Annotated in this window: 15 protein-coding genes and 1 tRNA gene; 5 read left to right on the forward strand and 11 right to left on the reverse strand. The window is 45.1% G+C overall.

Features of this window, described 5'->3' with window-relative positions:
* Window position 1: 1 nt before the first annotated feature.
* The 4 genes from FGM00_RS14335 to FGM00_RS14350 form a co-directional block, all read right to left on the reverse strand.
* Entirely contained in the window at window positions 2–532 is a 531-nt protein-coding gene (locus FGM00_RS14335) for a DUF3341 domain-containing protein (protein WP_138853570.1), read from the reverse strand.
* A 97-nt stretch (window positions 533–629) separates the two neighbouring features.
* Window positions 630–2,387 carry an NrfD/PsrC family molybdoenzyme membrane anchor subunit gene (nrfD, locus tag FGM00_RS14340; RefSeq protein ID WP_138853571.1) on the reverse strand — a complete coding sequence of 586 codons (1,758 nt, stop codon included), beginning with the start codon at window positions 2,385–2,387 and terminating at the stop codon, window positions 630–632.
* Window positions 2,388–2,421: 34 nt separating this feature from the next.
* Window positions 2,422–5,577 carry a TAT-variant-translocated molybdopterin oxidoreductase gene (locus FGM00_RS14345; protein WP_138853572.1) on the reverse strand — a complete coding sequence of 1,052 codons (3,156 nt, stop codon included), beginning with the start codon at window positions 5,575–5,577 and terminating at the stop codon, window positions 2,422–2,424.
* 33 nt (window positions 5,578–5,610) lie between these two features.
* Complete coding sequence (locus FGM00_RS14350) at window positions 5,611–6,990, reverse strand: c-type cytochrome (RefSeq protein WP_138853573.1); 1,380 nt, start codon at window positions 6,988–6,990, stop codon at window positions 5,611–5,613.
* 235 nt (window positions 6,991–7,225) lie between these two features.
* Between FGM00_RS14350 and FGM00_RS14355 the strand changes: the two genes are divergently transcribed.
* Entirely contained in the window at window positions 7,226–7,588 is a 363-nt protein-coding gene (locus FGM00_RS14355) for an SPOR domain-containing protein (protein ID WP_138853574.1), read from the forward strand.
* Window positions 7,589–7,696: 108 nt separating this feature from the next.
* Here the strand turns inward: FGM00_RS14355 and infB are convergent, their stop codons facing one another.
* The 3 genes from infB to rimP are packed head-to-tail and all read right to left on the reverse strand — an operon-like array spanning window position 7,697 to window position 12,156.
* A complete protein-coding gene (gene infB, locus FGM00_RS14360; protein ID WP_138853575.1) occupies window positions 7,697–10,408 on the reverse strand; it encodes a translation initiation factor IF-2 in 2,712 nt (903 codons plus the stop codon).
* A 43-nt stretch (window positions 10,409–10,451) separates the two neighbouring features.
* Window positions 10,452–11,684 carry a transcription termination factor NusA gene (gene nusA, locus FGM00_RS14365; RefSeq protein ID WP_138853576.1) on the reverse strand — a complete coding sequence of 411 codons (1,233 nt, stop codon included), beginning with the start codon at window positions 11,682–11,684 and terminating at the stop codon, window positions 10,452–10,454.
* Window positions 11,685–11,694: 10 nt separating this feature from the next.
* Window positions 11,695–12,156, reverse strand: a complete 462-nt coding sequence (gene rimP, locus FGM00_RS14370; RefSeq protein ID WP_138854720.1) for a ribosome assembly cofactor RimP — start codon at window positions 12,154–12,156, stop codon at window positions 11,695–11,697.
* A gap of 445 nt (window positions 12,157–12,601) precedes the next feature.
* Between rimP and FGM00_RS14375 the strand changes: the two genes are divergently transcribed.
* Window positions 12,602–13,996, forward strand: a complete 1,395-nt coding sequence (locus FGM00_RS14375; RefSeq protein ID WP_138853577.1) for a cation:proton antiporter domain-containing protein — start codon at window positions 12,602–12,604, stop codon at window positions 13,994–13,996.
* A 410-nt stretch (window positions 13,997–14,406) separates the two neighbouring features.
* Window positions 14,407–17,466 (forward strand): PQQ-dependent sugar dehydrogenase, encoded by a 3,060-nt coding sequence (locus FGM00_RS14380; protein WP_138853578.1) that lies wholly within the window; start codon window positions 14,407–14,409, stop codon window positions 17,464–17,466.
* 447 nt (window positions 17,467–17,913) lie between these two features.
* Here FGM00_RS14380 and FGM00_RS14385 read toward each other — a convergent pair.
* Window positions 17,914–17,985, reverse strand: a tRNA-Gln gene (locus tag FGM00_RS14385).
* A gap of 528 nt (window positions 17,986–18,513) precedes the next feature.
* Between FGM00_RS14385 and FGM00_RS14390 the strand changes: the two genes are divergently transcribed.
* Window positions 18,514–21,900 (forward strand): glycosyltransferase family 117 protein, encoded by a 3,387-nt coding sequence (locus tag FGM00_RS14390; protein ID WP_138853579.1) that lies wholly within the window; start codon window positions 18,514–18,516, stop codon window positions 21,898–21,900.
* Window positions 21,901–22,084: 184 nt separating this feature from the next.
* On the opposite strand, the gene FGM00_RS14395 is transcribed toward FGM00_RS14390, so the two are convergent.
* The 3 genes from FGM00_RS14395 to FGM00_RS14405 form a co-directional block, all read right to left on the reverse strand.
* Window positions 22,085–22,381 carry a thioredoxin family protein gene (locus FGM00_RS14395; protein WP_138853580.1) on the reverse strand — a complete coding sequence of 99 codons (297 nt, stop codon included), beginning with the start codon at window positions 22,379–22,381 and terminating at the stop codon, window positions 22,085–22,087.
* Window positions 22,382–22,473: 92 nt separating this feature from the next.
* Entirely contained in the window at window positions 22,474–23,703 is a 1,230-nt protein-coding gene (locus FGM00_RS14400; protein WP_138853581.1) for a metallophosphoesterase, read from the reverse strand.
* Between the two features lie 57 nt (window positions 23,704–23,760).
* Window positions 23,761–24,483 (reverse strand): copper homeostasis protein CutC, encoded by a 723-nt coding sequence (locus tag FGM00_RS14405; protein ID WP_138853582.1) that lies wholly within the window; start codon window positions 24,481–24,483, stop codon window positions 23,761–23,763.
* Between the two features lie 145 nt (window positions 24,484–24,628).
* Between FGM00_RS14405 and FGM00_RS14410 the strand changes: the two genes are divergently transcribed.
* Window positions 24,629–25,624 (forward strand): isoaspartyl peptidase/L-asparaginase family protein, encoded by a 996-nt coding sequence (locus FGM00_RS14410; protein ID WP_138853583.1) that lies wholly within the window; start codon window positions 24,629–24,631, stop codon window positions 25,622–25,624.
* Window positions 25,625–25,667: the final 43 nt, after the last annotated feature.

The following is a 25,667-nucleotide window of genomic DNA, read 5'->3' on the forward strand; positions in this document are numbered from 1 at the left end:
TTTAATGAAGGTTTTTTTCTACTATATTGATTTCAACTGTACCGGTATCGGCCAATAAATCTTTCAATTCGTTCTCGTTATCGTGAATTTCTATTTCCATAATAAAATGGTCGTCCGTGGTTCTTACGTCGGGATTCTCGGCCTTCTTGAACGGCCATAGTCTACTTCTCATGTAGAAAGTAATCACCATTAAGTGCGCCGCAAAGAATACCGTAAGCTCGAACATAATGGGAACAAAGGCAGGCATATTCTCTATATAGCTGAAACTGGGCTTACCACCGATATCCTGAGGCCAATCTTCTATCATGATAAAGTTCATCATCAAAACAGCGACTCCCAAGCCAATACAGCCATAAATGAAAGAAGTAATCGCTATACGTGTGGGTGCAAGGCCCATCGCCTTGTCCAACCCGTGCACGGGAAAAGGACAATAAACCTCTTCGATATGATGCTTTGCTGCCTTGACCTTTTTCACGGCAAGCATCAACACATCATCGTCGTTGTAATAAGCATGTAAAACTTTAGATGCCATATTTTAAAATTCAAGCCTGTCTGCCTGTAGCAGATTCAAGCGATTAATTACTATTTCTTATCAGTTTCAGCAACAAGACAATGGAGCCTTTAAAAGCCTATCGTTGTTTTTTATTGCTTAAAATCAACGCCTGTCCCGCCCAATCGTCACGTTCGGCGCGACCTGGGAATGCTTCCGTTATCGTGTCCAGCAAATCATATTCTTTCTGTGTCATTCGTGCCACTTGTGCAAAAGTGAAAATACCGATTTCATTCAAGGTCTTTTCCATTTTCGGCCCGATACCTTTTACTTTCTTCAAATCGTCGGCCGTTTCCTTAGTGGCATCAAAGGTGCCGATCGTACTTAAGAGTTCGTTCACTCCTTGTTTATCGCCTTTTGCCGGAACAACTTCTCCCATTAATACATCCTGCGTAACCAATTCATCCTTCGGGATTATAGGTGTCCTGCTTTGCGGGATTTGATACAACGGCTTGCCCGCATCACGGAGTTTTTTATATTTTTCACCGGAAGACTTTAAAATCGATTTTACTTCCGCTTGCGCAATAACCGGGAAGGTTCTCGCATATAATAGGAACAACACGAAAAAGAATCCGATGGTACCGATAAAGATTCCAATATCCACGAAAGTGGGAGAGAACATCGTCCAAGAAGAAGGGAGGTAATCCCTATGCAAAGAGGTAACAATAATCACGAAACGCTCGAACCACATACCGATATTAACTATAATCGAGATAAAGAAAGAGAACATAATGCTCGTACGCAATTTCTTGAACCACATGAACTGCGGCGAGAACACATTACAAGTCATCATAGACCAGTACGCCCACCAATAAGGCCCGGTAGCCCTATTCAAGAAGGCATATTGTTCATATTCCACTCCAGAATACCAAGCCATAAACAACTCGGTAATATACGCACAACCCACAATAGAACCCGTTAACATGATTACGATGTTCATCAGTTCAATATGCTGTACGGTAATATAATTTTCGAGGTTGCACACTTTCCGCATAATGATCAAAAGCGTGTTTACCATCGCAAAACCCGAAAAAATCGCTCCAGCAACAAAATATGGTGGGAATATCGTTGTATGCCATCCAGGAATTACCGAGGTGGCAAAATCGAAGGATACAATGGTGTGTACCGAAAGTACCAGCGGTGTTGCCAAACCTGCCAAGACCAAGGATACTTCCTCGAATCGTTGCCAGTCTTTTGCACGACCACTCCAACCGAAACTTAACAGACTGTATATTTTCTTTTGAAAAGGCAAGATCGCACGGTCCCGCAACATGGCGAAATCGGGTAACAAACCAGTCCACCAGAAAACCAATGAAACGGAGAGATAGGTCGAAATCGCAAATACATCCCAAAGCAAAGGCGAGTTAAAGTTAACCCACAGTGAACCGAATTGATTCGGAATAGGAAGTACCCAATAGGCCAACCAAGGACGACCCATGTGTATGATCGGAAACAGACCTGCCTGTATTACCGAAAAGATGGTCATCGCTTCCGCGGAACGGTTGATCGCCATTCTCCACTTCTGACGGAATAAGAGCAGTACCGCCGAAATAAGCGTACCGGCATGACCGATACCTACCCACCAAACAAAATTGGTAATATCCCAAGCCCAGTTTACGGTTTTGTTCAGACCCCAAGTACCGATACCTGTGGATATCGTGTAGATAATACACCCTACTCCCCAAAGAAATGCGATAAGCGCAATGGAAAAAACAATCCACCAATGCTTATTCGCCTTGCCCTCGACAGGAGCGGCAATATCCACGGTTACATCGTGGTAGCCTTTGTCCCCAGTTACTAAGGGTCTTCTAATAGGTGCTTCGTAATGCGACGCCATAGACTTCTATTATAGTTACTTTCTAATTATTGGTTTAAGCTTCGTCGGTATTCCTTACCTTAACATGATAGAAAACATTCGGTTTCGTACCCACACTCTCCAAGAGATGGTACATACGATCGCTTTCCGCCAATTCGGCAATCTTACTTTCTTTATCGTTGACATCGCCAAAGACAATCGCTCCGTTGGAACAAGCCGATGAACAAGCTGTTTGGAACTCGCCATCTTTGATGACACGACCGTCTCTTTTCGCATCCAAAATCGTCTTTTGCGTTTTTTGGATACACATCGAACATTTTTCGATAACCCCACGCGAACGTACGTTTACATCGGGATTGACAACCATTTTCCCCAAATCATTGTTCATATGGTAATCGAACTCATCGTTGTTGTTGTACAAGAACCAGTTGAAACGACGTACCTTATACGGGCAGTTATTGGCACAATATCGTGTACCTACACATCTGTTGTAGGCCATGTGGTTTTGACCTTGACGGCTATGCGATGTGGCCGCAACAGGACAAACCGTTTCACATGGCGCATGATTACAGTGCTGGCACATGACAGGCTGGAAGGCCACTTGCGGGTTTGCCGCCGGATCTTCCAATTCTCCGAAACCACCTAGGGAACCTTTATCCCCGGATAAGCCATCAAATTCGTCCTTCTTGATATCATCTTGCTCGAAGGTGTCTTCCGAAGAATAGTACCTATCGATACGCAACCAGTGCATATCCCTTGAACTTCTCACTTCCTGCTTTCCGACTACGGGAACATTGTTCTCGGCATGACAGGCGATTACACAAGCTCCACATCCGGTACAAGCATTCAAATCGATGGACATATTAAAGTGATGCCCTATCGAACGATCGAAACTATCCCAAAGGTCTACGCTCGTTGCCGGTACTTCCTGGTGATCTAAAGAAACCACGGGTACCTCATTCCATTCCGAATGGTTTTTCGTGTTGAAAATCTCCAAGGTCGTTTCCTTGATGACATCACCCCTACCCATCAAGGTTTTATGCAATTGAATACAGGCAAACTCATGGTTTCCTGCGGCTTTTTCAACCGTGACCGATTGAATACTTTTAAAATCCTGATATAAGGGATAGGCGTTGACACCAGTCTGCATTTCTGATTTCATACCGGCCTTCTTGCCATATCCAAAAGACAAACCGACCGAACCTACTGCCTGCCCAGGCTGAATAATGACCGGTACATTGTTTACCGTAACCCCGTTCACGGTCACGTTGGCGTAACTACCATCTAGACCGCCATTGGCGACATTTTCATTTTCAAGCCCCATTTTTTCCGCATCGGCTTTGGAAACAGTGATGTAATTGTCCCAAGACACCCGCGTAATCGGATCGGGAAACTCCTGCAACCAAGGGTTGTTCGCCTGACGGCCATCGCCCATTCCTACTTTGGAATACAAGGTCAATTCCATGCCCTCTATATTGGCATTCGCCAATTCGCGTACCGCAGTGGCTATGGAAATAGTAGAAACGTTTGTAGATTCGCTTTCAACGGTAGTTTCCGACTCCTCCTTATCTTCTTCCTGTGCTGCGATTACAACGGGGTCGGCCTCCAAGGCATCCACATCCATCATCATCCCATTTGATGCAGTATATACCCCATCGTGCAAAGCTTTATTCCAGTCGCTACCGTTTAAAATGAAAGAGCTCCAGGTTTCTTTGATGTAATCGTAATAGGTTTTATCGCTACCCATCCAAGTCAACAGGACAGACTGAAATTGTCTGGTATCGAACAACTCCCGAATGGTGGGTTGCACTAGACTGTAATGACCCTTTTTTATCTGCACATCGCCCCAAGATTCCAAATAGTGATTGGCTGCAGCCGTATATTGTACGACTTCCGCCGTTTCGTTATAGTTGGTAGAAAACAGTACGGACAAGTCTACACTCTTGAGTCCTTCTACAAAATCCGCCGAGTTTGGCAGGCTGTATACCGGATTCACACCATCCATTATCAGCGCACCTACCCTTCCGGCCTTCATATCGGCGATCAAAGTATTTACCGCCTTGCTATTTCCTTGACGTACGTAGCGGGGTGCTTTCGCATCGAAAGCGTTACTACCCAACATTTCGTTTATGGCGAGAACGACCGCCTGAGCGTTTACATCGTCGATTCCGGATACCACAACGGCACCGTTTCTATTTTTTCTTATTTCCGCTACGGCGGCATCCAAAGCCCGTCCAACATTTTCAGGAAGTTCGCCACCGGCAGAAGTCCCATTCAATTTGGCGTACAAATTGGCCAAGGCGATCATCTGCATCGAAGGTGTTAACGGAATGCGCTTATCGGCGTTCGCACCGGTAAGCGTCATATTCGCCTCGAATTGTATGTGTTTGGACATTTTCCCGTTCTTGGGGATACGCCCTTTTGAATAACTGCTATCAAAACCACCACCCTGCCAGTCGGAAAGGAAGTCCGCACCGAACGAAACAATGATATCGGCTTTTTCAAAATCGTAATCGGCCAAGGCCCGTTCGCCATAGCGCGCTTCGAAAGCCGTTAGTGCGGCATCTTCCGAAATCGCATCATAGGTCACGTGTTTTACGTTACCATTCGTGGCGGCAAGTTCAGAAACCAATCTTGACGTTGATGGGCTAGCGTAAGTCTGCGTTAAAAATGCTACTTGCTTGCCACTTTGCATTGCCAGTTTCGCCGCTACGTCGATCTCGTTCCAGTCAACACTCTCGCCCCCTTTCATAGGTCCTTGCAATCGCGTACTATCGTACAAACCAAGTACCGAAGCTTGCACTCTGGCATTTGCCCCACCACTAATAGTTGCGTCGGTGTTATTCTCTACTTTGATCGGTCGACCTTCTCGGGTCTTGATCAGGATATTGGCAAAATCGAAGCCGTTGGCAATAGTAGTCGCATAAAAATTCGCAACCCCGGGAACGATCATATCAGGCTGCACCACGTAAGGAATGGACTTGATTACAGGACCTTCACAAGCAGCCAAAGTAGCTGCCGCGGTACTGAAACCAACATACTTCAAAAAATCCCTACGGTTCGTCTGAGTGGAAGAAAGGGTTTCCTTGTCGCCCAAAAACTCATCAACGGGTATCTGCTCTGTAAATTCGTTCTGTCTTAGCGCCTCAACAATGGAATCGTTGGGATTTAACTCCGCTTCGTTCTTCCAGTATTTTTTGTTTGATGCCATACGTTTATCTCTGTATTTAGCTGATCGTTCTGATTAATAGTGACACTTTCCGCATTCCAGACCACCCATTTGTGCGGCAGTAAGGTTTTCCACTCCATATTTCTTCGAAAGCTCTGCGTGTATTTTTTCGTAATACGCATTGCCTTCGACCTTCACATTCGTCTCTCGGTGGCAATTGATACACCAACCCATGGTCAGTGGCGAATACTGGTACATGATTTCCATCTCTTCTACAGGACCGTGACAGGTCTGACACTCGATACCGGCGACCGATACGTGCTGCGAGTGGTTGAAGTAGGCGAAATCAGGGAGGTTGTGAATGCGAACCCATTCCACTGGCTCGCTTTCTCCGGTGTATTTTTGATTCTCCTCGTCCCAGCCAACGGCCTTGTACAATTTTTTGATCTCTTTGGTGTAGAACTCATTGGTGTAACCGTTCGCCAAATCTTCCTGACTCGGCCCATCGGCAGTACCTTTGTATTCATAGATACTCTTATGGCAGTTCATACAAACGTTCAAGGAAGGAATACCTGAATGCTTCGATACCCTTGCGGAGGAATGACAATATTTACATTCGATTTTATTGACACCTGCATGTATCTTATGCGAATAATGAATGGGTTGAATCGGAGCGTACCCTTGATCCACACCCACTTGCATCATCCAACCGTACGCGAAATACGCACTACCGAGCAAGAGGAAAATTACGGTAACCAAGACCAAGAATTGGTTTTGCACAAAGGCTTTCCAAATCGGTTTTCTTTTGACCGTGGCCTCCTGTTCAACGACCACTCCGTTCGCCTCGGCGATTCTTCGAAGGGTTTTGTTTACGGCGAACAACATGAAGACCAGCATACCGAACACCAACACCAAGGCCCCTAGAATGATTTCGTTGGAGATTCCTGACGTTGCACCAACAGCAACATCCACTTCACCGCCTGGCGGAGGAGGCGGCGGCGGTGGAGTAGGCGCAGCAGTATATGCCAAAATATTATCGATATCCTCGTTCGAAAGCGTCGGGAAAGCGGTCATGGCCGCTTGGTTGTATTCGTTGTAAATTTTAACGGCATATGCGTCACCGGACTTAATCATACCAGGGCTGTTCTTGATCCAACGGTACAACCACTCCTTGTCCAAACCTTCTTCCTCGGCCAATCGCGTCTCTACATTCGCAAGTGCAGGTCCGGTCATTTTACGATTCAGGGCATGACAAGCAGCACAGTTTTGATTGAAAAGCGACTTTCCCTTAACAGGATCCGCATCCGATCCGGCGGCAGCTTCCTGAGCAGGAGCAACGGCCTCTTCCGTAGGGGTTGGTTCCTGAGCATTAAGTGAAATAGAAAAGAGTAGAAAAACTAACAGGCTAACTGTTAAAACCTTAGGTAGTCGATGGCGATTAAAAACCTTCTTCATATTTAAATATTTCTAACACGATTTTGGTACGGTTTTTAATGTTTATGGGGAATAAACCCGCTTAATTAACGTTCCTAAATCGAACGCAAAAATACGACATAGACTTTATTTTGAAAATCTTAACGGATTGATAATTTCTAATTTATAATAGTTCTAAATAAGAGGTATTTTATTCTGTTTAGACTTTAAAAAATTACTTTTGTAAAGTACACATTAATCCAAGTCACCGCACGACATGAAAGCACTCGCATACATTACGTTTACAGTACTTACCCTCAGTTTTACCCATGCTCAGAAGGGAAAAGTAAATATTGAACAAGACGAAAGAATTACCGAGTTGTTGGAGGTATATAAATCAGCAATTGAAAACTCGGGATATTATCGAATTCAAGTAGGTTTTGGCACTTATGCAAGAGCCCAACGTATTAAATCGGAGGTCGATGTAGACTTCCCTGGATTGTACTCGAAAATTGATTTCGATTCCCCGACGTATAGGGTAAGAGTGGGGCGTTTTAAAACCAAAATCGAAGCTGAACGAAAGTTCAATGAAGTACGTAAGAAGTACCCACAGGCGATGCTTTTAAAACCTAGCAAATAGGTATATCGCCCTTAAAATATGGCGATTTTCGGCCCTAAAATAATAAACCTCACAGCTCTTAAAGACCTGTGAGGTTTTTTTATGTTCAAATGCTCCGAAAAAAAGACCTTATTTCAGTTTCTTCTTAACAGCCACTTCTTGGAAACTCTCAACGATGTCGCCGATATGAATGTCATTGTAGTTTTTGATCTGTAAGCCACAGTCATACCCTTTGGCCACCTCTTTCACATCATCCTTAAATCGTTTCAATGATGCCAATTCTCCTGTGTAGACCACCACTCCGTCGCGTATCAATCGCATACCGGCGTTTCGGATAATTTTTCCGTTGGTCACCATACAACCCGCGATGGTGCCCACCTTGGAAATTTTGAAGGTTTCACGAATCTCGGCGTTTCCGGTAATCTCTTCCTTGATTTCAGGGGAAAGCATTCCTTCCATCGCATCCTTCAGGTCATTTATCGCATCATATATGATGGAATACATGCGGATATCGATTTCTTCCTTATCGGCCATATCCCTAGCATTCCCCATCGGTCTTACATTAAAGCCGATAATGATCGCATCGGAGGCAGAAGCCAATAGCACATCGGATTCCGTAATCGCTCCAACGCCCTTGTGAATAATGTTCACCTGTATTTCGGCGGTCGATAATTTCTGGAACGAATCGGTTAAGGCCTCTACGGACCCATCCACATCACCCTTAAGGATGATGTTAAGCTCTTTAAAGTCGCCCAAGGCGATTCGACGACCAATTTCATCAAGTGTAATATGCCGTTGTGTACGAACAGACTGCTCACGTTGCAATTGAGATCTTTTGGTGGCGATCTGCTTCGCATCACGCTCGTCTTCCATGACATTGAACCGATCACCTGCCTGAGGCGCGCCATCCAACCCTAGAATCGAAATCGGCGTTGCAGGACCAGCTTTTTCAATCTCTTTGCCCCGTTCGTTTTGCATGGCCTTAATCTTACCGCTATTGGTACCTGCCAAGACATAATCCCCGATTTTAAGAGTTCCAGCTTGCACCAAAATAGTGGAGACATAGCCTCTTCCCTTATCCAAGAAAGCCTCTACTACGGTACCCACGGCCAATTTGTCCGGGTTTGCCTTCAGCTCTAATAATTCTGCTTCGAGCAAGACTTTTTCCAATAGTTCCTTGACTCCATCTCCAGTCTTTGCGGAGATATCGTGCGATTGTATTTTTCCGCCCCAGTCCTCTACCAAAAGATTCATATTGGCAAGACCTTCCTTTATCTTGTCCGGATTCGCGGTAGGCCTATCGATTTTATTGATTGCAAAAACCATGGGGACCCCTGCCGCTTGCGCGTGTGCGATCGCCTCTTTGGTCTGTGGCATGATGTCATCATCCGCCGCGATTACGATTACCGCAATATCGGTTACCTGTGCACCCCTTGCCCGCATCGCCGTAAAAGCTTCGTGACCGGGAGTGTCTAAAAAGGTGATTTTTTGTCCGTCTTCCAAGGTAACCCCATAGGCTCCGATATGCTGGGTAATACCACCACTTTCGCCTGCGATCACATTGGCGTCACGCACATAATCCAAGAACGATGTCTTTCCATGATCAACGTGCCCCATAACCGTTACGATCGGTGCTCTAGGTTTCAAATCCTCGGGCTTGTCCTCGACTTCCTCAATGGCTTCCTCCAGTTCCGCTGTAACAAACTCCACTTCATAACCGAATTCATCGGCTACGATGGACAGGGTCTCGGCATCTAAACGCTGGTTCATGGTAACCATGAGTCCTAAGGACATACAGGCCGAAATAATCTCGGTGGTAGACACATCCATCATGGTCGCAACCTCACTCGCCGTCACGAACTCCGTAACCTTGAGCGTTTTGTTTTCAATTTCCTGTAATTCCAGATCCGCTTCCGATTGCATACGGTGCTGATCTCTTTTATCTCTTCGGTATTTGGCGCCTTTCCCTTTTTTGGATTTCCCTTGAAGTTTCTCTAGGGTCTCACGTACCTGTTTTTGTACGTCTTCCTCGGTAGGCTCCACTTTAGGGGCTCCGTATCGTTGTCCTCCAGCTCTTCCGCGTTGACCTCCTGACCCTCGTCCACCAGTGCCGGTATTACCTGTTTTGGTAACGATTCTTCTTCTTCTTTTTTTCCGGTCGGTATTATCGCCCGATTTGGCCTCTTCTTTCTTCTTCTTGGGCTTCTGGAATTTGCTCAAGTCGATCTTGGCACCAGCAATAGTAGGACCTGACAGCTTCTTGTACTGCGTGGTCAACTTTTCAGGTTCCGAGCTTTCCTCTGCCTCGACGGCCTTTTCAGGCGCTGCTTTGGTAGTTTTTGCCGTCGTTTCGGCTTTCTTTGAGGCTTCTTTTTCAGCCGTTTCTTCTACAGCTTTTTCGGTGGGCTTGTTCACAGCCTTTGTTTCCTCTGCTGGAACGGCGGCTTCTTTTTTGGCAGCACTTGCTTTCTTACCGGCGTCCAAGTCTATCTTACCGACGGTCTTCGGGCCGGAAAGCTCAGCTTTTGCCTTGATCACTTCAGAAGCTGCGGCTCGGCGTTCGCGCGCCAATCGTCTATCTTCCTGTTCTTGCTCCAGCTGAATTCTAAGCGCTTCTTTTTCCTTGCGTTTTTCCTCGCCGACTTCCTTTGAAGCAACCTTCTTGCTCATATCGGTCTGGAACTCGCTTTGGAGCACTTGATATACCTCATCGGATATCTTGGTAGTGGGCCTGGCCTCAATGGTGTGGCCCTCTGAAGCAAGATAATCTACCGCCCTGTCCAAAGAGATATTTAGTTCGCGAAGAACCTTGTTAAGCCTAATTCTTGCATTTTCTGCCATATACTGTATTCCCTATAATTCTATAATTTCGTCGCTAAGATAGCTAATCTTCCAATTCTTCTTTTAGTATGCGTACAACTTCGGTAATGGTTTCCTCTTCCAAATCGGTACGTTTTACCAACTCATCAACGTCTTGTTCTAAAATACTTCTTGCGGTATCCATACCGATTTTCTTGAATTCCTCGATAATCCACGAATCGATTTCATCGGAGAATTCGGTCAATTCCACATCCTCCTCTACTCCTTCGCGGAACACATCAATCTCATAGCCGGTTAGTTGTCCCGCCAACCTTATGTTATGACCGCCACGACCGATTGCCTTCGAAACCTCTTCAGGTTTCAGGTATACCTGTGCGGTCATTTTCTCATCGTTCAACTTGACCGATGATACACGGGCAGGACTCAAGGCCCTGGTCACCATTAGTTGCGGATTCGCCGTCCAGTTGATTACATCTATGTTCTCATTACCCAACTCCCTTACGATACCGTGAATACGGGAACCTTTCATACCCACACAGGCACCGACCGGATCTATACGATCATCATAGGAGTCTACGGCCACTTTTGCTTTTTCCCCAGGAATACGCACCGCTTTTTTGATGGAAATCAAACCATCGAAAACCTCCGGAATCTCCTGAAAAAACAGTTGCTCCAAAAACTTGGGCGAGCTTCTCGACATGATGATGGAAGGTTTGCTTCCCTTTAACTCGACACTTTCAATGATTCCCCGTACGTTATCCCCTTTTCTGAAAAAATCAGATGGAATCTGGCGGTCTTTGGGAAGAATGATCTCATTTCCCTCATCATCCAACAAAATAATGGCCTTGTGGCGAATGTGATGCACTTCAGCCGTATAAATCTCACCTTCAAGCTCTTTAAAATGCTTGTAAATGGTCGTATTGTCGTGTTCGTGAATTTTGGAAATTAGATTTTGACGCAAGGCCAAAATCGCCCTTCTTCCCAAATTGATCAATTTCACCTCTTCGGAAACATCTTCGCCAACCTCGAAATCAGGTTCTATCTTTCGCGCTTCACTCAAAGCAATTTCCTCGTTTGGCTCTTCTACCTCTCCATCTTCTACAACGATTCGATTACGCCATATTTCCAAATCACCCTTGTCCGGGTTGATGATAATATCGAAATTATCATCCGATCCGAATTTCTTTTTTAACGCGCTCCTGAACACCTCTTCCAAGATGGCCATTAGCGTTACCCTATCTATAAATTTATCGTCTTTAAATTCCGAAAAAGATTCGATCAACGCAATATTTTCCATTTTGCTTCTATTAAAATTTCAACATGACTTTTGCTTCCTTGATATCGGCAAAACCGATTTTCTTTATTTTCTGAACGGTCACCTTGCCTTTACCAATGGGCTTGGGCTCACGTGCTTTCCATTCCAACGTAATACCTTCCTCTGAAACCGAAGTAAGATTACCTTCATAATTATCTTCCTCGGTGCGAACTGCCATCTTTCGCCCTAAATTCTTCTTATACTGTCTGGGTAATACCATTGGGGCTGCTGCCCCTGCCGACGCCACCTCTAAGGCGAAATCAACTTCTTCCCGATCTAGATTGTGCTCGATGGCCCTACTGATTTTTATACAATCTTGAACGGTAACCCCATTATCGCCGTCTATAACGACCGTAATCTTATTATCCGCGGTAATCGAAAAGTCGATAAGGAAGAGGTTTTCATCTTCCGCAAGCCCTTCATTCAGAAATTCCGTAACCTTATCTTTAAACATCATATTCGTCAGGTTTCCCGAAGAATTCAATCGTTAGTATCGAGATTCAGCTTCTTATTCCTCGTATAACCGAACGGCCTAAAACGCTCGAACTATCGGCGCAAAATAGCATCCTAAAACGTAAGAGAATGCATCTTTTTAGGTCGCCTAGTACATCTGGGAAAGGAAAATCCCGCAAATAAAAAAGAGGACTTAATGGTCCCCTCATGAATACTCCTATATCCTTTCAGCGGTGCAAATATACACTTTTTTTTAATTTTTTACATCATATTCAAAAGCTGGAATACAAAAGGTAAAACACTTTTATTTTTTATGCGTTCCGAAAATATAATGACCAAAAATTCGTTTTCCAACAAGATGTTGTACTTTTATTTTAACGAAGCAATTGCGGCTCTTTTCTGACACCGCGACAAACTCGGCAACTAAATCAACCAACTTACTTCTTATGGGTGCACTTTCGTCTTTTGATTTGATTATTGCCGCGGCGGTAATCGTGATTCTTTCGTTTTGGTTTAACGGACTTGCCAAGAAAACGAGCATTCCTTCGGTATTGATGCTCATTGTATTGGGTATTATCGTACAATATGCGTGGAGGCAATTTGTGGGTCCCATTCCAGATTTTTCAGGGTCTTTAGAAATACTTGGCACGGTAGGTTTGATCATGATCGTCTTGGAAGCCGCCCTGGAACTGGAACTAAAACGGGAAAAACTGGTCCCGATCATTAAAGCAGTGGCCATAGCACTTATCGGTCTTATAGGTTCTGCTTGGGTTGCAGCACTCATCATTTATCAATTTATTCCCGAGATGACCATGCAATCGGCATGGCTTTATGCCACCCCCTTATCGATTTTATCCAGCGCGATCATCATTCCGAGTGTCGGCGGCCTACAAGAAGACAAAAAGGAATTCCATATTTACGAAAGTACCTTTTCCGATATCATGGGTATTATGATGTTCTACTTCCTCGCGGCGGATTTCGACCCGGCCCAAGATGGAGGTGTGGTCGGTTTTGCCGGAAATATTGTACTTACCATGGTAATCGCGGTTGTGGCCGGTTATGCCATCATACTTGTGTTCCAGAAAATAAAGAGCTCTGCTAAACTTTTTTTGCTGATCGCCATTCTGCTCTTATTGTATGCCATAGGAAAGAAAATGCACCTTTCGCCCCTGATCATCATCTTGATTTTCGGTTTGATCATCAAGAACATAAAACTCTTTTTTCCTGGGAAAACGGCCATCTTTCTTGACAAAGAGCGCATTCACCAGATGTACCACGAACTGCATATCATTACGTTGGAGACCGCCTTTGTGGTGCGCACCTTCTTTTTCGTCATTTTTGGTATCACCATCGTTATCGCTTCGTTGTTCAGTCTTAACGTCGCCCTGATCAGCGTCTTGATCATCGCATCGATTTATGCGATTCGCTTTGTATTGTTAAGGGTTTTTATCGGTAAGGATTTCTTACCGCAACTCTTTATCGCCCCTAGGGGATTGATTACCGTACTCTTATTCTACGGTATTCCCGAAAGTGCCCAAATAGAATCGTTCGAATCCGGCGTACTGTTATTCGTGATTATCGCCACTAGCTTGATCATGACCTTTGCCATGATTCGCGATAAGCGAAAAATGGGAACCATACTCGATGAATTGGACGATGAAGTCGCGGCACGAAATAAGGCTGAGGATGTATTGCGCGAAAGGTCCGAGGATGCCGAAACAACGGAGTCGACCGAGGAGCAAACAACCGAGGACGAAATCGATTTGCCGGAAGAACCCAAAGACAATGAGCAAGGCGATGGCCCTGAGACGGACCAAATCGACAAAAAAAAGGACCTGTAAACACACGGCCTGTATTTTCGCACAAGATGGTATAGTATATTCACTCCTTATTTGGTAATTGGCTACAACGGGAATCAATACCCCAGCGCGAGCTCGATTCGGACATGATAAAGCGCTAAGGGAAATCGCATTATCATTTTGACGATATTCCGGTCGTCCTTCTTTCCATGAGAATTACTGTAGCAATTCCTGATATTGCTGGATTTCACACTCCTCCCTATTCCTCAGATTACCTTACTTTTCGAGCGTGCAAAAGGATTACGTCGGATTTTTTACCCGATGAAGCGCTATTTTTGATATTTCCTTCTTTTCAAGGGAAATTTGCATAACGACGAACAACACTACGTTAATTTTTAGTTTGTTGGCGTCCAAGCTACCTAATACTACGTATTGAATAAAAAGCAATTTCGGTGAATCGATACCTACTAGATTACAGTAAACAGCTACCGTTCTCCCTACTATTTCTATTATTCGCTCAAATAATAGGTGCTCAGGTAACCTTTGAAGTAGCCTTCCCCAATCTCGATTTTGATTTTGCGGTCGAGCTGCAGCACGCGGGCGATGGCAGCGACCGTTTGTTCGTGGTCGAGCAATCGGGACGCATACAGGTATTTCCGAACAACGATGCCGTTGCTTCGACCGAACAACGTACTTTTCTAGATATTTCAGATGAAATCAGTTACAGTGCGGGCCAAGAAATCGGCCTATTGGGATTGGCCTTTCATCCCGATTATGCCCAGAACGGGTATTTCTACGTGTATTACACTCGAGCAAGCTCATTGTCTGGCGTGAACACTGAAATGGTGCTCGCCCGTTTTACGGTCAGTGACGAACCGGACCTTGCCGACCCGAACTCGAGGATGGAAATTTTCAGTTTTGACAAAAATCAGTTGGATTCCAACCACAATGGTGGCAAAATCGCATTCGGCCCGGATGGCTATCTATACATATCGGTGGGAGACGGCGGTGGTGCTGGCGACCCGAACGACAATGCGCAAAACCTTCAGAATGTTTTTGGGAGTATTTTACGTATCGATGTGGATGTAGATGGCAACAACCCTCTGGAATCGAATCCCGATTTACCGAATGGCAACTATGAGATTCCCTCGGACAATCCAAGAGTTGGTTTGGATGGATTGGATGAACTATACGCCTGGGGATTGCGGAATACTTGGAAATTCTCCTTTGATAATGCTACCGGAAACCTTTGGGGAGCAGACGTCGGACAAGGTAGTTTTGAAGAAATCAATTTAATTTCCCGGGGAGGGAATTATGGTTGGGACCGGTTCGAGGCGAATTCGCTATCCGATTCCGGAACCACCTTAGCTACCGATGGCGATATTGACCCTATATTTTATTACGACCATAACGGGGGCGACGTATCCGTAACCGGAGGATATGTTTACCGGGGCAGCAGTACTGACCCACTACTCGATGAAAAATACATTTTCGGGGACTACGTTTCGGGCAGGGTTTGGTCTTTGGATTACGACTCGAGCTCCGGTACAGCCGCCACTACCTTGCTTTTTAGAACTAGCGGTCAGTTCATTTCCAGTTTTGGCCTTGATGCAAGTGGAGAGCTGTATTTCAGTGATTACGGCATCGGCAAAAACCTCTACAGGATTTCTGGAGGTACCAGCGAGCCTGTTCAAGAAACAGCGGAAGGCGTTGGTTTCTGGGATAATCTGGAAAACGGCGTACAAGGGGTGGTCAACGCTGTGGCGACCTCCCAATCAAATATCGTATATGTTGGCGGGGAGTTTGAGATGGCAGGTGATGTAATTGCCAATAATATCGCGGTTTATGCCTCTGAATCAGGCTGGAACAACCTAGGAACCGGAACAGACGGAACTGTTGATGCCATCGTTACAATGGCTGACGGCTCAGTGTACATAGGAGGATCGTTTACCAACGTAAATGGCGTTCCCGCCAATAATGTTGCCGTATGGGACGGTCAGAATTGGTCTGCCTTGGGTGAGGGTACGGATGGACCCGTACAAGCGCTACAGCTAGACGCCGACAACAATTTATTCGTTGGAGGAAACTTTCAAAACGCGGGGGGCGTTCCAGTGCGAAACATTGCACAATGGACCGATGGGCAGTGGTCGTCGCTAACGGATGAAACGAACGGAGTTCAGGGGGCGAACAACGAAATAAGGGCCATTGCCGTCGGAAATGAAAACAGGGTGTACATTGGTGGAAATTTCGATAATGTCGGAGGAAATTCTGCCTCTAGAATCGCCGTTTGGGATGGAAATCGATGGAGTAGTCTCGGGACCGGGACCAGCGGATTCGTACAGGCCATCTTGGTCACGGAAGCGTATGTTTATGCCGGAGGCAATTTTTCCTTGGCCGGGGACCAGACCGTAAATAGGATAGCACGATGGTCGCTACAAGATTCGGAATGGCAAAGCCTGGGCGATGGTGTAAGCGGGAATGTGAATGCCTTGGATTACGATGGCACCTATTTATATGTTGGTGGAAGCTTCGAAACGGCCTCCGATAATATTGAAACGGAAAAAATCTTGCACAACATCGCCAGATGGAGTAGCGGTATCGGCTGGGAAGCGCTAGGTGCCGAAACCGAGGTCGGTGTAACAACACAGGTGAACGATCTGGCCTTCGATACCGATTTTTGGCGATTGTATGTGGGCGGTAACTTTTCGAATGCCGGTGCGATAGGGGCCAATAATGTCGCGCTATGGTACGAAGAAGATCGACCCATTGTACTCAGCGATGATAGTTTTACCATTTCGGCCGTCGATAGCGATTGCCCTGATACAAATAATGGTGCGATTACCGCAAGGGCGAACCAGACCGCGGAATATGAACTTACCTTATCCGCCGAAAGCGGCGTTTCGACCTATACTTTCACCGACAGCTTGGAAATTACAGACCTGTTCCCGGACGCCTACACTATCGATATTGAGGCCATTGATCGTCCGAACTATAAAGCGAACTATGAGCTTACCATAGCGGCCCCAGAAGCCTTACAGGTGGTAACTGAACTTAACGCTGTTACCAAAACCTTAACACTGAACATGTCTGGAGCTGCTTCGTATACTATAGCAGTCAATGGAAGCATCACAAGAACCGCAGCAGACGAGCTGACCATTGACCTTACGGAAAACGTTACGACGGTACGCGTCACGACCGACACGGATTGTCAAGGTACTTTTGAGCAAACCTTTACCTTAAACGAGGAAGGGGTAGTGGCAGCAGCAGATGTTGAAATAGTATACCTGAACCCGTTCGACGACCTCATCAATCTTAGTCTTTCTGGAATGGAAGAGGGGGCTCAAATCGAGGTCTTGGTTTTTACAATTTCCGGGGTGCAGCTGATTTCAGAACTTTGTGAGGTGCAAAATAGCGCCATCACCCTAAACACCGAAATATTAGCCGATGGTATTTATATCGTACGCTTGGAAATCGGCGATACGTTGCAATCCTTTAAGCTGATTAAAAATTAAGATGTGGCATGGCTTTAGAGCCCTACCTATCCCAAATTCATTTTATTTTGAAGCTTTAAATGCGCTTCCACAGGCGGGCCAGCATCACTTCTCAGAAAGAAGCAAACCCTACCACATCGAAAATAAAAATTCCAACATCAAAAGAAATCGGGAATATTGTCACCATTCGCTGCACAAAGATGTTCTTCTACAAAATGTGTATGGAACGAGTTAGAGATGCTCAGGATTTCCCAACGCTTCCTTCGGGGACTCATCTTCCACTTAATACAAAACAAAAATCCCGATATCGAAAGACATCGGGACTAATTTCTAATTGTTGGCCCACAAGGACTACCTTCGACTGCGCTCAGGATGAACCTGTCTTCCGTCCAGGCAGGCTTCTCGTAGCCCTCCAGATTGAAAACAAAAATCCCGACATCAAAAGACATCGGGACTAATTTCTAATTGTTGGCCCACAAGGACTCGAACCTTGAATGACGGTACCAAAAACCGGAGTGTTGCCAATTACACCATGGGCCAATACCAACTGCTGGAATGTTGAAACAAAATGAACGAAAACAAGTTCAGCATTCGAGCGTGCAAATTTAAAACAAAGTTTGGTTCGCACAAACATTTTCGTACACAATAATCCAAAAAACGCTTGATGCTTGTTTCGGTCACACCCCTCCCTTTGGGAACAGCGAGATAGCGCTGTATGCAAATCAGTCGTATGGAAAAACAAGCACATTCATCTAAATAAATGCTTTACCGCTTTCTATATGCGAATTACAGGGCGGAAACTCCCCTGTTAAAGGTTTATAAAAAATGGTAGTCATATCTATTTTGAATTCGTAAATTCGCCCCCAAGGATAAAAAATTTCGTCAAACAGACTGTTGCTGAAAGGAATCATGGGAATATTTAGGACGGATTGACTCGTAGTAATGATCGGTTAACGAAATTTTGTATTTGCCCTTCCCGAAAGGGAATTTAAAATGGAAAACCTAGCATGTAAGCAGGTAGACCAGAGGCAATTTATCGAGGAATTATATTGATTTAATAGATCCTTCATGTTTGCAAAGAACTTCGAGAAATGGGACACCATCCTTGGGTGGTCCGTCTTTTTTATAGCGCTTATCGTTTATACCCTTACCGTAGAACCGACCAATAGTTTTTGGGATGCTGGCGAATACATCGCCACTTCCGCCAAATTGCAGGTCGGTCACCCCCCAGGAGCTCCGCTGTTGCAGATGATCGGCGCCTTTTTTGCCATGTTTGCGATAGAGCCAAGTAAAGTGGCCTATATGGTCAACTATGTCTCCAGTGTATCGAGTGCCTTTACGATTCTCTTTATGTTTTGGACCATTACCAATCTGGTTCGCAAACTGATCGGCCGCTCCGAACCTTTGACCGAAAGTAAAACCATCGCCGTATTCGGTAGTGCACTTGTCGGCTCCTTGGCCTTCACCTTTTCCGATAGTTTTTGGTTCAATGCCGTTGAAACCGAGGTCTATTCCATGGCGAGTTTTATCATGGCACTATTGCTGTGGCTCGGTCTAAAATGGACGGACAACCTGGACGACCCTCGCGGCAATCGCTGGGTGGTCTTGATTTCCTTTGTTGTCGGGCTCACCTTTGGGATTCAATTCATGGGCTTCTTGGCGATACCGACCATAGGTCTACTTTTCTACTTTAAAAAATACAAAAACGGGAATGCCGGTTCGTTTTTGATAGCAAATATCGTATCGGTGGCCATTCTTATGTTGGTCTACAAATTCTCGCTCACTTTCGTACTGCAGCTTTTTGGTTGGAGTGAGGTATTCTTTGTAAACAGTATAGGTCTTCCATTCAATTCCGGCACCATAATCATGGGCCTGATCATCATCGCGGTTTTTTATTTTGCGCTTAATTTTACTAGAAAGAACAACTACAGGGTTGCCAATACCATTACGCTCTGCTTAATGTTCTTGATGCTAGGCTTTTCTTCTTGGCTCATGTTACCCATACGGGCCAACGCCAAAGTAGTCATCAACGAGAACAATCCTGAAGATGCCAGAGCCCTATTGGCCTATTACAACCGAGAACAATATCCAGGGGTAGACAGTCCTGTTTACGGGGCATACTACTCCAGTATTTTTGGAACCCCGGGCGATGATGAAGACGAAGCCCCCAAATATGAAAAAGACGAGAATACCGGTAAGTACGTTATCGTCAACTATTATAAAAATGCAGTGCAGGGCGATGACCCTGAACACGTGGGCCTACTGCCGCGGATGTGGAGCGGACAGCATGCCGAAAACTATATGAAATATTATGGCCGTCTCGACTTTAAGACGAAAATCTCCAACGAAAGGCTAAACGAGCAGGTCGCACTTTATAAAAATGGCTTCGACAATGGTGAGATCGGCGCAAAACAATACATCGACTTCCTGAACAGTGTAGACGAATACATTGAAGTTGAACCACCAAGCCTCTGGCAGAACATAAAGTATATGTTCGATTTTCAGTTCGGGTATATGTACACGCGCTATTTCATGTGGAATTTTACCGGCAGGCAAAACGACGTGCAGGGTCGTTATAATGGCGAAGGAAATTGGCTGAGCGGCATCCCTTTTATCGATAGTATGCGATTGGGCAGCCAAGAAAATCTACCAACGGAAGTTTTAGAGAACAAAGGTCGAAATACGTATTTTTTCCTCCCCTTCATTCTTGGCTTGATCGGACTGATTTTTCAGGTGTCTAAAAACCCGAAGCAGTTCTGGGCGTTGTTCGTATTTTTTATGTTTACAGGAATCGCAATACAATTTTATACCAACCCCTACATCTTTCAACCCCGCGAACGGGACTATTCGCTAGTAGGATCTTTTTACGTTTTCGCGTTATGGATCGGCCTTGGAGTTTATGGGTTATATGACGGCTTTAAGACTATGATCGCTCCCAAGATATTGGCGCCTGCCGTAACCATTGTCTGCCTTCTAGCAGTACCGTCGGTCATGGCGTATCAGAATTGGGATGACCATGACCGATCGAACCGGTATACGGCGAATTCTTCGGCCAAGGCCTATTTGGATTCGACGCAAAAAGATGCCGGTGCCATTCTTTTTACCATCGGAGACAACGATACCTTCCCACTATGGTATGCTCAAGAAATCGAGGGCTACCGTACCGATGTTCGTATCGTTTGTACCAGCCTGTTCGAAACGGATTGGTATATAGACCAAATGAAGCAGAAAGCCTATACGAGTGATCCAATACCGTCGATCATTTCACATAAGAAATACCGGTGGGGTTCACGGGATGTGCTCTACAATCAAAACGTAGACCCGCTTTTTAATAAGGAGATATCCAAAAGCCGTTGGAGCATCAAAGACTTTATCAACTGGGTAGACAGCGACAAACCCACCACCAAAATCAAGTACATTTTCTCCCAGCAGGAGAACATCGATATTGATGCCTACTCGGAAAGCTTTTTAAATACGGTCTACTATCCGACGAACAAAATCAGGATTCCGGTGAATAAGGAAAATGCGTTGTCAAGTGGTCTGGTCAAGGAAAAAGACTCCGCGCTGATCGTCGATTACATCGACATCGATTTGCCGGGTGCTATTACCAAGAAGAGCATGATGATGTTGGATATTATTGCCCAAAATGAATGGAAGCGGCCCATTTATTTCTCCGGTGGAAGTTTTGACGATGCGGAATTTATTTGGATGAAAGACTATCTGCAATTAGATGGCATGGCCTATAAATTGGTGCCCATTCGTACGGAGCGGGACAATGGTTTTGATATGGGTCGAATCGATACCGACCTGATGTACGACATTGTGAAAAATTGGCAATGGCGCAACATGGGCAGCGATAAGATTTATCACGACACCCAAACACGAATTCAAGGGTTATCGTACCGAAGTAATCTGGCCCGTTTGATGGAAAAATTAATCGAGGAGGAAAAAATAGAAAAGGCGAAAGAGATCATCGACTTGACCTTGGAAAAAATGCCCGTTGACAAATTCGGTTTCTATACCATGGTAGTTCCTTTTATAGATGGCTATTACAAAGTAGGTGAAGCGGGTAAGGCAAAGGAACTCTTCGGCAAAATGAAAAAGTTGTACCAGGAACGCTTAAGCTACTATGCCGGTATGTCTAAAGACGAACAGTACCAGAATATCGATGCCATTATTTCGGATATGGAAGCGTATCGCAGGAATATAGATGTACTTATCAACAATAGCGATAGGCAATTGGCGGAAAAGGAAACCTTGATTTTCAATGAATACATAGATAAGTTCAGCCATTTTTACCAAAACGAGGCCGAAGATGGGGAAATCAGCATTCCGCCCCAAGATCCCGATATGGATGGGCCAAAACCTCCTGCAGATACCATTCAACCTGATGCCACTAAAGTTTCTGACGATGAGATTATTGATTCGTTGGCACCGGAAACCGGCGGGAACTAATCAATTTCGGTGAAAGTTCGATTTTAATTTAAGAGCAATAATGAGGCAAAACGTCGGGATTATAAACCCTTTGGAGCATAAAAAATGGCTGAATAAAATTCAGCCATTATATATTACTATACTTTCCTTTATTTAGTGCCTTTATATCTAAACTACTAAGCGACAGACAAGCTAAGACAAATTTCTAAACGTACTCGTTAAGGATTCCGATAAGCGTATTGGCATCTTGTTCGCCACTTTGCCGCCATACCATTTCACCCTTTTTATAAATCATTAAAGTAGGCAAACCCTTTACCCGTAAGGCTTGGGAAAGTTCTTTGTTCTTGTCCACATCTATCTTAATGATTTTACCCTTATCGCCCAAGGCAGCGGCAACGTCCCGCATCACAGGATGCATTGCCGTAGACTGATCGTTCCATTCTGCATAAAAATCCAACAGTACCGGAACCTTGGCATCTATAAGTTCACCAAATTTTGACATAATTATATCCTTGGATTATTCCCTCAAAAGTAGTAAAAAATGTTAAATTGTATTATTTGCGGGAGTTTTTTGATGTTTTCACGGCGTTAAAGTCATGTTAATGACTTTTTCTTGAGTGTGATTACCGTAATCTCCGGCCAGATACCAAATCTGCCGGGGTATCCCAAAAAGCCGAATCCACGGTTTACATTAATGAATTGGCCCATATCTTCATAGATGCCCGCCCATTGCTCATAACGCCATTTTACCGGGCTCCATTTGATCCAGCCCGGAATCTCGATTCCGAATTGCATGCCGTGGGTGTGACCACTAAGCGTGAGGTGAAAATTATAGGAATCGGGAATGACCTCCTCTTTCCAATGGCTGGGGTCATGGCTCATTAAAATCTTAAAATCCTCTTTGGAAACGGCTGTTTTCGCTTTCTGGAGATCTCCCGCTTTTTTAAATCCGCCTTTGCCCCAATTCTCCACACCGATCAAGGCGATCCGATCATTCCCTTTTTGAAGAAACCTGCTCTCGTTCAGCAACAAGTCAAAACCCATTTCCTTTTGAAGGTCCTTCAAAGCTTGTAAATTGGCACTTTTGGCTTCGGGGCTATCCCATTCTATATAATCCCCATAGTCGTGATTCCCGAGTACCGAGAATTTACCGTCTTTTGCTTCTAACTTTGAGAATAGCTCCTTCCATGGCCGCATTTCTTCCGTCTTATTGTTAACCATGTCACCCGTGAACAAGAGCACATCGCTTTGCTGCTCATTGATCAAGTCGATAGCATATTCTATTTTCTTCCGATTATCGAAACTACCGCTGTGCACATCCGAAATCTGGGTAATCTGGTAGCCGTCGAAAGCGTCGGGCAGATCCTCGTATTCCATGGTATAGCGCAATACTTTGAAGTTGTATTTGCCCTTGTACATTCCATATAAAAGCGCGCCAAAAGGCAAGGCTGCGATACTTAACCCTAAGAGGCTTAAAAAACGTCTACGCTGCGGTAGGCTGAACTCCTTGGTATTTCCTGAAATTCTATGATAAGCTCCCGATAGCAATCTGAAAATATCCTCCGAAAAAAGAAACAGAATGGTAATGAGTTGAAAGGCCATTACAGCCAGTAAAAATCCGAAGGCATAACTTTTCGGGCGACTAAGCACGCGACCGGGCTCCTCCCCTATTGTGAACTGATAGATGAAATTCCCTGCCACCAAGACCGCCAATAGAATAAAAATATACTGTGCCCATGGATATTTGGTAGCTGTCTTCAACGCTTGTAGAGTGTAGAAGCCCAAAGCGGCATAAATGATAAGAAAAATTATCCAACGCAACATAAAATCGATTTTTACAAATGTATTTGTTCTGAAGTTTCAGCATGATGCAATTGGGTTTTATTTAACGGCACGAACTATTTCTTGAATGGTTTCGAAATGGGACACTGCCACTGAATCATCGGATAGCATCCTGGGGGAATTCATACTCACTTTCGGGCTCTCCTGCAATGTTTGATTCATTTGAACCGCCGATAAGTGTATCGCCTTAAAACCCCTTTCCTTAAAGAGGTGGGCGTTACCTGCGTTTATCCCAGATCCAGGCATAATAATCGTATGCGATGCACGTTCACTGAGTTCGGTAAGGAAATCAATACCCTCGAGGGCCGAAGGTTGTTGTCCAGAACTTAGAATGGTATCTATACCAAGGTCATCGAGCTTTTGTAACGTCAGAATAGGGTCGGCCACCCAATCGAAAGCGCGATGAAAGGTGATTTTCAGCTTCGCTGCAAGATGGCCAATCTCGATATGCCGCCTCTCATCCATTACGAAATTAGGATGTAGGAGCCCGATAGCAATACCATCAAAACCCATTTCGTTGCAGAGTTTAATGTCTTGCTTCATGATGTCGAATTCGGCATCGGAATAGGTAAAATCGCCGCTTCTGGGGCGAATCAACACACGTACCGGAATCGAAATCTTCTCGCTTACGGCTTTTAAGAGCCCGTAGGAAGGGGTCACTCCGCCCACGGCAAGCTCCGAGCACAGCTCAATTCTATCGGCACCCGCCCTTTGGGCATTGAGGGCGGATTCAAAAGAATTGGCACAAACTTCTACTAGCATAAAAAGAAAATTCAAATGGAAAACCAGCTATCGAATGTCAACCCTTTTTTGCGGAGTATCGCATTCAACATATTCATTTCAATAAATCTATGGAGTTATCGAATAACCCCTATATTTAAAGTCCTAATTTAATGAACACAAACCGATGCAAAGAAGAAACTTCCTAAAAAATTCAAGTACGGCGGCAGTCGGATTGCTTTCTACACCCATTATAGCTTCTTGTCAAGAAATAAATGAGTCTAATAAGGCCGTAGCGGTAGCTTCAAAAGAAATCCGCCCCATCGCGATCTGCACGTGGAATTTTAAAAACGCTACGGCCAAGGCATGGGAAATTCTGGAAGCTGGCGGGAGTTCGTTGGATGCCGTGCAAGAGGGTGCCATGGTCGAAGAGGCCGATGTGAACAACCAGACCGTTGGCGTGGGCGGCCGTCCCGACCGCGAGGGCAACGTAACATTGGATGCCTGTATTATGGACAAGGATGGCAACTGTGGCGCAGTGCTCTGTATGCAGAATATCGCTAGTCCAGTTTCCGTGGCACGCAAGGTTATGGAGGAAACCCCCCATGTGATGCTCGCAGGAAAAGGCGCCGAACAATTCGCCTATGAGCAAGGCTTCGAAAAGACCGACTTGCTTACCGAACAGTCGAGACAAGAATGGCTGGAATGGAAAAAGACCTCCGAATACAAGCCCGTTATCAATATTGAAAATCATGATACCATCGGAATTTTAGCCATTGATAGCAAAGGGGATATTTCAGGAGCTTGTACCACCAGCGGTATGGGGTATAAATATGCGGGACGTGTGGGCGATTCCCCCATCATCGGAGCCGGCCTATTCGTAGACAACGAGATCGGTGCGGCGACGGCCACGGGAGTTGGGGAGGAAGTAGTACGAACCGTCGGTAGTTTTTTAATCGTAGAATTGATGCGACAAGGCAAGTCGCCACAAGAAGCCTGCGAAGAAGGTGTAAAACGGATTATGGCCAAAAACAAGGGGAGAACCGATTTTCAGATCGGCTTTATCGCCATCAATAAAAAAGGCGAGACTGGCGGTTATTGCATTCAGCCCGGGTTTAGCTATCGCACCTATTCAGAAGCGGGACACGCCGATAATCCTTCAGAATCATTTTTGAAAGTCTAATGGCGATGTGCTACTAATGCTCGAGACAAAAACTACTTTTCGT

Source organism: Aggregatimonas sangjinii (assembly GCF_005943945.1).
Taxonomy (GTDB): domain Bacteria; phylum Bacteroidota; class Bacteroidia; order Flavobacteriales; family Flavobacteriaceae; genus Pelagihabitans; species Pelagihabitans sangjinii.

Excerpts from the sequence above, each read along its gene's own strand:
- FGM00_RS14335 (WP_138853570.1), bottom strand. The coding sequence starts at position 532 with ATGGCATCTAAAGTTTTACATGCTTATTACAACGACGATGATGTGTTG.
- nrfD (WP_138853571.1), bottom strand. The coding sequence starts at position 2,387 with ATGGCGTCGCATTACGAAGCACCTATTAGAAGACCCTTAGTAACTGGG.
- FGM00_RS14345 (WP_138853572.1), bottom strand. The coding sequence starts at position 5,577 with ATGGCATCAAACAAAAAATACTGGAAGAACGAAGCGGAGTTAAATCCC.
- FGM00_RS14350 (WP_138853573.1), bottom strand. The coding sequence starts at position 6,990 with ATGAAGAAGGTTTTTAATCGCCATCGACTACCTAAGGTTTTAACAGTT.
- FGM00_RS14355 (WP_138853574.1), top strand. The coding sequence starts at position 7,226 with ATGAAAGCACTCGCATACATTACGTTTACAGTACTTACCCTCAGTTTT.
- infB (WP_138853575.1), bottom strand. The coding sequence starts at position 10,408 with ATGGCAGAAAATGCAAGAATTAGGCTTAACAAGGTTCTTCGCGAACTA.
- nusA (WP_138853576.1), bottom strand. The coding sequence starts at position 11,684 with ATGGAAAATATTGCGTTGATCGAATCTTTTTCGGAATTTAAAGACGAT.
- rimP (WP_138854720.1), bottom strand. The coding sequence starts at position 12,156 with ATGTTTAAAGATAAGGTTACGGAATTTCTGAATGAAGGGCTTGCGGAA.
- FGM00_RS14375 (WP_138853577.1), top strand. The coding sequence starts at position 12,602 with ATGGGTGCACTTTCGTCTTTTGATTTGATTATTGCCGCGGCGGTAATC.
- FGM00_RS14390 (WP_138853579.1), top strand. The coding sequence starts at position 18,514 with ATGTTTGCAAAGAACTTCGAGAAATGGGACACCATCCTTGGGTGGTCC.
- FGM00_RS14395 (WP_138853580.1), bottom strand. The coding sequence starts at position 22,381 with ATGTCAAAATTTGGTGAACTTATAGATGCCAAGGTTCCGGTACTGTTG.
- FGM00_RS14400 (WP_138853581.1), bottom strand. The coding sequence starts at position 23,703 with ATGTTGCGTTGGATAATTTTTCTTATCATTTATGCCGCTTTGGGCTTC.
- FGM00_RS14405 (WP_138853582.1), bottom strand. The coding sequence starts at position 24,483 with ATGCTAGTAGAAGTTTGTGCCAATTCTTTTGAATCCGCCCTCAATGCC.
- FGM00_RS14410 (WP_138853583.1), top strand. The coding sequence starts at position 24,629 with ATGCAAAGAAGAAACTTCCTAAAAAATTCAAGTACGGCGGCAGTCGGA.